The 7,152-nt window shown below is 61.2% G+C and carries 3 protein-coding genes; 2 read left to right on the top strand and 1 reads right to left on the bottom strand.

From position 1 onward, the window contains the following. The first annotated feature begins 329 nt into the window (after positions 1 to 329). Entirely contained in the window at positions 330 to 842 is a 513-nt protein-coding gene (locus HGP14_RS24960; protein WP_205927323.1) for a hypothetical protein, read from the top strand. 267 nt (positions 843 to 1,109) lie between these two features. Here the strand turns inward: HGP14_RS24960 and HGP14_RS24955 are convergent, their stop codons facing one another. Beyond that, a complete protein-coding gene (locus HGP14_RS24955) occupies positions 1,110 to 3,038 on the bottom strand; it encodes an adenylate/guanylate cyclase domain-containing protein (protein ID WP_168832554.1) in 1,929 nt (642 codons plus the stop codon). A gap of 560 nt (positions 3,039 to 3,598) precedes the next feature. Here HGP14_RS24955 and HGP14_RS24950 point away from each other — a divergent pair. Next, positions 3,599 to 6,817 (top strand): S-layer family protein, encoded by a 3,219-nt coding sequence (locus HGP14_RS24950; protein WP_168832553.1) that lies wholly within the window; start codon positions 3,599 to 3,601, stop codon positions 6,815 to 6,817. Positions 6,818 to 7,152: the final 335 nt, after the last annotated feature.

Raw genomic sequence — 7,152 nt, 5'->3', positions numbered from 1 at the left:
GACTACATCAGGGCCAGCGGCATGAACCAGCCGCAATCAAAGGCCGTATACATGCCTGCACCCGACCAATCGTCAGAAATGCCAAAAAGCCCTTGCCACGCGGAGGCCGTCCATACATGCCACTGAACTTTCATCCGGCAGCGATTAGAGCCTCGGCAGTTTTGGATAAGGGTCATCCCCGCTATCTCCTGATCTCCATTTCGAGATGCAGGAGAGCATGGGATTCGAGCGTTGGGGATTGGAAACGTGCGGCGGTGTTTTCCGCTTTTCCGATATACGGAAGCACCTTATGCTGCCTTTAGGTTGCAGGAATCAGCTGGGAGAAGATCTTGAATAACGAATATCGGAAGCACGCGGGTGTAGTCTCTGTGGCGATTGTCGTATCGGCGCTTTCAAGTTTTGCGGCTGAGATGCCCCCGGCTTGGCGCAAGACGATGACCAACGATCCGTCAACGAATCACTATCTTGCTGAAGCGCTAAAGCCGCTAGGAAGCAAAGACGCGGAAACGCTTCGAATTTTCAAGCTCTCAATGGTCCTCGGCAATATGTGCGTTGGAGCAAGAATCAATACGGATGTAGGCGGAGCCTATATGGGTGCTGCCGGCTATTCTCGGATCACTGGGAAAGCCTATGATGACGCGGCATTTCTCGCCGACGATCGGTTCAAATACTTCGATTATAGGAAGCTCGCTCACCTATGCGCTGGTAGCAATTATCTGTTCGGGCCGGAGGGTCATCTGATAAAGGGACTGATAGTCGGTAACACAGGTGAGCCAAAGGGCTCCTATGATCCCGACAATCCCTATCTCAAGCTGCCGCCGCTCGCAAAGCAACACTCGTGAATTAGGCAGGAATTCCGAGCTCGCAGAAATACCGCGCGACAGGGGGATGATCGCGTCTAAGCGTGGCGTCAACAGGCTGCAGTCGTCCGTATTTGGGCAGAAAGCGGATACATGTCGGACAACACCGGGTCGGCGTGGATGCCCCAAAGCCGACTTAGTGGGTGCTTCGCGCAGCGTTGCAACCATTTGCGTCATCGCGCCAAACCCTCAGCGACAGCGCTCGCCGGTATCGGGCGATCAGTGGGCGCGCGCGTTGCACAGGGCGTTCTATGGTTGCCCGAGAGACTTCACCTTCCCCGCCTCGCATTCCGGCAGTCGCACAGGTTTGGCGAGATTCGCCAGCGTCTCGGGCTTGGCGCACGCCGGGAAGCCAGCTAGCGGCATTGTCTCTATGAATCGACTGCGCTCCATTGCGCTCAGGCCGGATTCATTGATCATGCTCTCGACAGTCAGGTCCGGGTGCCGCTTGAGAGTTTCTACAACCGAAGCATTCGCCTCATCGGTTCGACCCAGTGCCGCGAGGGAGCTGCTACGTATCACCCAATTCCACTTTTGGTAGTTGTTAGGCGTCATGCGGTCCAGCATCTTCACCGCGTCCTCATACCGGCCCGCCATAAAATAGGCAGGTGAGAAGAAGTTGGACGTCCACATCGGATAATTCGGGTCGAGCCGCATTACCTGGTCGACCATTTGAGCGCCGCGTTCGGGTTCACCGAAGCGTGCTGCAAAGCCGGAATAGAAAGTCAGGATTTCGGACGAACCGGGAGCTAGACGAAGGGCCGTGTCCAGCTCAGCCTTGGCGCGGCCCATGTCGCCCTTATTAGCAAGGCTCATACCAAACACCGCGTGTGCTTCAGCGTCGCTCGGATCAAGCTGCACCGCGCGTTCGGCTACATCGGCAGCGGCCTTGCGGTTGCTCTCGGGATCGACACCAAACACACCCAATAGATCATGAGCATGGTAAAGTTCTACCCAGGCCCGTGCCAGCCCCGGCTCCAGCTCGACGGCGCGGTTGAGAAACGTGACGGCCTCCTCCGCATCCGCTTTGGTGAGCTTTTCAATATTCTCGGACCCGAGCAGATAGTAATCATAGGCATTCAGGTTTTCAGGCCGTTTACGTTTGGCTGCAGCCCGCCCGGCTTCTTGAATCAGTCCCACTCCGCCGCCGAGGCGGTTGGTGACCTGCTCTGCGATTTCGGTCTGAACGGCGAACACGTCCTCAACAGGCCGGTCCCAATTCTCCGACCAAAGATGGTGGCCGGTTTTTGCGTCGATCAACTGTGCTGTGATCCGTACCCGGCCCCTCTGCTGCTGGATCGAGCCTTCCAATACAAAGCCGACATGGAGGGCACTTGCGACCTGGCGGGCATCCACCGGCTTGCCTTTATAAACTTCCGTCGAATTCCGCGCCACCACCTCGAATTCGGGAAACCGCGCGAGGTCGGTGATGATGTCCTCAGTCAGGCCATCGGCCAGACGCCCACTAGCCTCGTCGCCGCCATAATTGTTGAAGGGCAGCACCGCCACCGACGGCTTGCCGCTCAAAGGTTCGGGCTGCAAGAACCACCAGACCCCGCCGCCCGCCAGAGCCAGCGCCACGATCGCCGCCGCAGCCGTCTTGGCCCAGCGCGGCATCATTCTGAGAAGCGGGCGACGCGCCCGTTTGCCGTCGAGTCTCAGCCGATACATCCGCACCGGGCGGCTGATGTTCTTGACCTGCTGCTCGCCGGCGAAATCGAGCGGCCAGTCGAGTTTGCCCTGGAGATGATCGTATGCCGTCCCCGACACCATCACGCCGCCCGGCTCGGCCAACTGCTCCAGCCGCGCGGCGACATTCACGCCATCCCCATAGACATCGCCATCCACCAACACCACATCGCCCAGATTGATCCCGACGCGGAATACGATGCGCTCAGCCTCCGGTACGCCGGCGTTGCGCGTCGCCACAGTATTCTGAAACTCCGCGGCGCAGGCAACCGCATCAACCACGCTGTCGAAGGCGACGAGCGCGCCGTCGCCCATCAGTTTGATAACGGTGCCATGGCGCTGGGAGATGGCGGGATTGATCAGGTCGGCGCGGATGGCTTTCAGTCGCTTGATGGTGCCGGCCTCATCGGCCTCCATCGCCTTCGAGTAGCCTACCATATCCGCCGCTAGGATCGCGAGCAGCTTCCGGTCGAGCGCGGGGATACTCATCATCGTTGCCTTGCATGAACATGCAATATGCCGGGAGTCTACACCCATCGAAGCGCCGCAACTAGCACACCGCCAAAACGGCATGTCTGCTTGTGGCCCATCGCTTCTGGCCTTTCCGACTTGCGGTTTTTCAAGAGCTTGGCCCCCGACAGAAACCCACTGGTGAAAGCGAGGGTGGGCGGGCGTTAACCGAACGTTAAAGGCTATTGACTAACAGTCCCACAGTAGCGAAGGTTCGCGTGCAGCCTCGACCGCCGATTCGGCGGACGGGCTGTTGTAGCGCGAAGACGTTCGCGTTCACTGGCGTGGGGATATCAGGGCCGCTGCATGGCTCTGGATGCATGATGCCCTTCCGATGCGCAGGCTCGTCCGAGCCATGTTCTCTGCAAAAATCGCTTTTCCTTCGCAGCGACCACGCGATGGCGGCGTCCGGCTGATCTGGCGAACCCCGAGCAGCACGGAGCTGGCCTTGTCCAACACTGAGAGGGCCTGATTGGTCCACTCGCGCGGAGCGGTAGGTAATGACGTTTTTGATCCGTTAGCAAATCTGGGGCGCGTCCATGACAACAACCATCCCTACGCTGTCCGTCAGCCAAATCCGGAGCCTTTCCACGGCTTCGATCGCGGCCTGGACTACCGAGGATGCGGCAGCCCTCAGCGCTGACCAAGTCAAAGTCCTCAACGCGCGTCAGATCGCTGCTATGGGTGCGGACAACGTCCACACACTGAGCGCCCAACAGATGAGCGCCGTATCGCCGGGCGCCATCGTCGGCTTGACGGCCGACCAGTTGGCGGTTCTGTCCGCGCAGCAGATCCAGAGCCTGTCCACGGGACAGGTTGCAGTCCTTTCCGCCGGCCAGATGACAGCACTGGACAGCAATCAGGTCGCTGCCTTCACCAGCTCGCAGATCGGCGCCTTCAGTCTCAATGAAATCCACGCCCTCACGCCGGAAGACATCGCGACCTTCACGACCGACGAAATCGCAGCGATCAGCACCAGGGCGCTGCCCGGCTTGTCCACTGACGCCATCGCAGCTCTTTCCACCGATCAGGTCCACGCACTGACGACCCGCCAGGTTTCGGCGCTGACGACCGCTCAGCTCGCGGCATTTTCTGGCGAGCAGATGGGGGCTTTGAGCACCACGCAGATCAGCGCACTGACCTCGCGGCAAACCGTAGGACTGGATGTCACGGCGCTCTCCACCGAGCAGACTGCCGCCCTTTCGACGACCCTGATCGCCACGCTTGGAAGCAACCAGATCGCAGCCCTCTCAGCCGAGCAGGTGGACGCCCTGACGAGCGCCCAAGTCGCCGCGCTGTCAGTGGTCGAACTTCGGGCACTGTCGCCGGAAGACATCGCAACCTTTACACCCGACGAGATTGCGGCCATCAGCACCAGGTCGCTGCCGGGCCTGTCCAACGATGCCATCGCGGCGCTTTCCACCGACCAGGTCTATGCGCTGATGACCGGCCAGATTGCCGCGCTGACGAGCGGCCAAATCGCGGCTTTGTCGTCCGAGCAGATCGGCACCTTGAGCACGACGCAGATCGGTGCCTTGACATGGCGGCAAGCACCGGGACTGGACGTCGCAGCGCTCTCGACCGACCAGACCGCCGCCCTTTCGGCGAGCGTGATCGCGGCACTTGGAAGCAGCCAGATCGCCGCGCTCTCAACCGATCAGGCGGCCGCCCTGACGAGCGCGCAAATTGCTGCGCTGACTTCAATCGAGCTGCGTGGCCTGTCGCCGGAAAATGTCGCAACCTTCACGACCGGCGAGATCGCCGCGATCAGCACGCGGTCGCTATCGGGCCTGTCCGCCGACGCCATCGCCGCCTTCTCCACGGACCAGATTCATGCGCTGACAACCGGCCAGATCGCCTTGCTGACGAGCGACCAAATCTCCGCGCTGTCATCCGAGCAGGTCGGCGCCCTGAGCACGACACAGATCAGCGCCCTGACCTCGCGCCAAGCCCTGGGGCTGGATGTGACTGCGCTCTCCACCGACCAGACCGCCGCCCTGTCGACGGGCGTGATCGCGGCACTCGGAAGCAGCCAGATCGCCGCCCTCTCAACCGATCAGGCCGCTGCCCTGACGAGCGCGCAAATCGCCCGACTGACCGCGGCCGAACTTGGCGCACTATCGCCGGATAACCTCGCGACCTTCACGACCGCCGAGATGGCGGCGATCAGCGTGCGGGCGCTGCCGGGCTTGTCCATCGATGCCGTCGCGACCCTCTCCAGCGACCAGATCCACGCGCTGACAACCAGCCAGATTTCCACGCTGACGACCGTTCAGTTCGCGGCGCTGTCATCCGAGCAAGTCGGCGCCTTGACCACGGCGCAGATCAGTGCCCTGACATGGCGGCAAGCCCTCGGCCTGGATGTCGCGACACTCTCGACCGATCAAACCGCCGCACTGTCGACGACCCTGATCGCAGCACTCGGAAGCAACCAGATCGCCGCCCTGTCAACCGATCAAGCGGCCGCCCTGACGAGCGCGCAAGTCGCCGCCCTGACAGCGGTCGAGCTTGGCGCCCTGTCACCGGAAAATATCGCAACCTTCACGACTGACGAAATCGCGCTGATTAGCATCAGATCGCTGCCGGGCTTGTCCACCGATGCCGTCGCGGCTCTCTCCAGCGACCAGCTCCACGCGCTAACGGCCCGTCAGGTTGCGACGCTGACGACCGTTCAGCTCGCAGCGCTGTCATCCGGCCAGATGGGCGCCTTGAGCACCACGCAGATCAGTGCCCTGCTCGCGCGGCAAGCCATGGGGCTGGATGTCACGGCGCTCTCGACCGATCAGACCGCCGCCCTTTCGACGGGCCTGATCGCAGCACTCGGAAGCAATCAGATTGGCGCTCTCTCAACTGATCAGGCGGCCGCCCTGACGAGCGCGCAAGTCGCTGCCCTGACGGCGCTCGATATCAGGGGCCTGGAGTCCGAAGACACCGCGACGTTCACGACCGGCGAAATCGCGGCAATCAGCACCAGGGCGCTGCCGGGTTTGTCCACCGGCGCCGTTGCGGCTCTCTCCTCGGATCAGCTGAACGCCCTGACGACCGCCCAGTTTGTGGTGCTGACGAGCGACCAGATCGCCGCGCTGTCACCCGAGCAGGTCGGCGCCTTGAGCACCGCGCAGATCAGCGCCCTGACCACGCGGCAAGCGGCGGGACTGGATGTTACGGCGCTCTCGACCAGCCAGACCGCCGCCCTTTCCAACCGCCTGATCGCGGCGCTCTCAAGCAGCCAGATCGCCGCCCTGTCGACGGATCAGGTTGCCGCCTTGACGAGCTCGCAAATCGCTGCCCTGACGGCGGCCGAGCTTGGCGCCCTAGAACCGGAAGACATCGCGACCTTCACGCCCGACGAGATCGCGGCGATCAGCACGCGGTCGCTGTATGGCTTGTCCACCGACACAGTCGCGGCTCTCTCTACCGACCAGATCCATGCGCTGACGTCCAGCCAGATTGCCAGGCTAACGAGCGACCAGATCGCGGCGCTGTCATCCGAGCAGATCGACGCCTTGAACTCGACGCAGATTCAAGCGCTGTCGGCCGCACAGATCGCGGCGATGCTGGTGGAGGACGTCCAGACCTTCACGACGGACGAAATCGCGGCGATCAACACGAGAGCTCTGCCGGGCCTGTCAACGGCCGATATTTGGGGCCTGAGCAGCCAACAGCTGGATGCTCTCACCTCGGCACAGGTCGGGGCACTGAATTCGGCGCAAGTCGATGCGGTACTTGCTGCCTATGCGGAATTCGACGGCTCCTGACGGTTAGGGCGCCTCACCCGGCAAGTCAATGCTCTCAGTGGCAAGTAAAGATCATAAGGCACCTCTTGCGAGGCAATATAGACAGACGACATGAAAGCACGCCGCCTACTTTTACTCGCTTGACCAAAATTGTATGTCGCAAGAAAAGCAACAATTTGGAGCTGCAATTAACCAAAATTTAAACTCTGCGGAATAATGGTGTAATCAGAATGCGAGGCATGGGTGCACCGGCGCTTTCAAGCTAATTCCGGTGACATGGCATTGTTACTCGCTTTCGAGGGCGTGGGAATCAGAGACGTCGCTGCTCTGGATGCATGATGCCATTCCGATGCGCT

The sequence above is a fragment of the Rhizobium sp. P32RR-XVIII genome (genome assembly GCF_012641395.1).
Lineage (GTDB): Bacteria > Pseudomonadota > Alphaproteobacteria > Rhizobiales > Rhizobiaceae > Rhizobium.
Note: the sequence above shows the minus strand (reverse complement) of the source record. Positions and strands in the feature narration are given on the sequence as shown.

Coding starts and splice junctions, on each gene's coding strand:
- HGP14_RS24955 (WP_168832554.1), bottom strand. CDS start 3,038: ATGAGTATCCCCGCGCTCGACCGGAAGCTGCTCGCGATCCTAGCGGCG.
- HGP14_RS24950 (WP_168832553.1), top strand. CDS start 3,599: ATGACAACAACCATCCCTACGCTGTCCGTCAGCCAAATCCGGAGCCTT.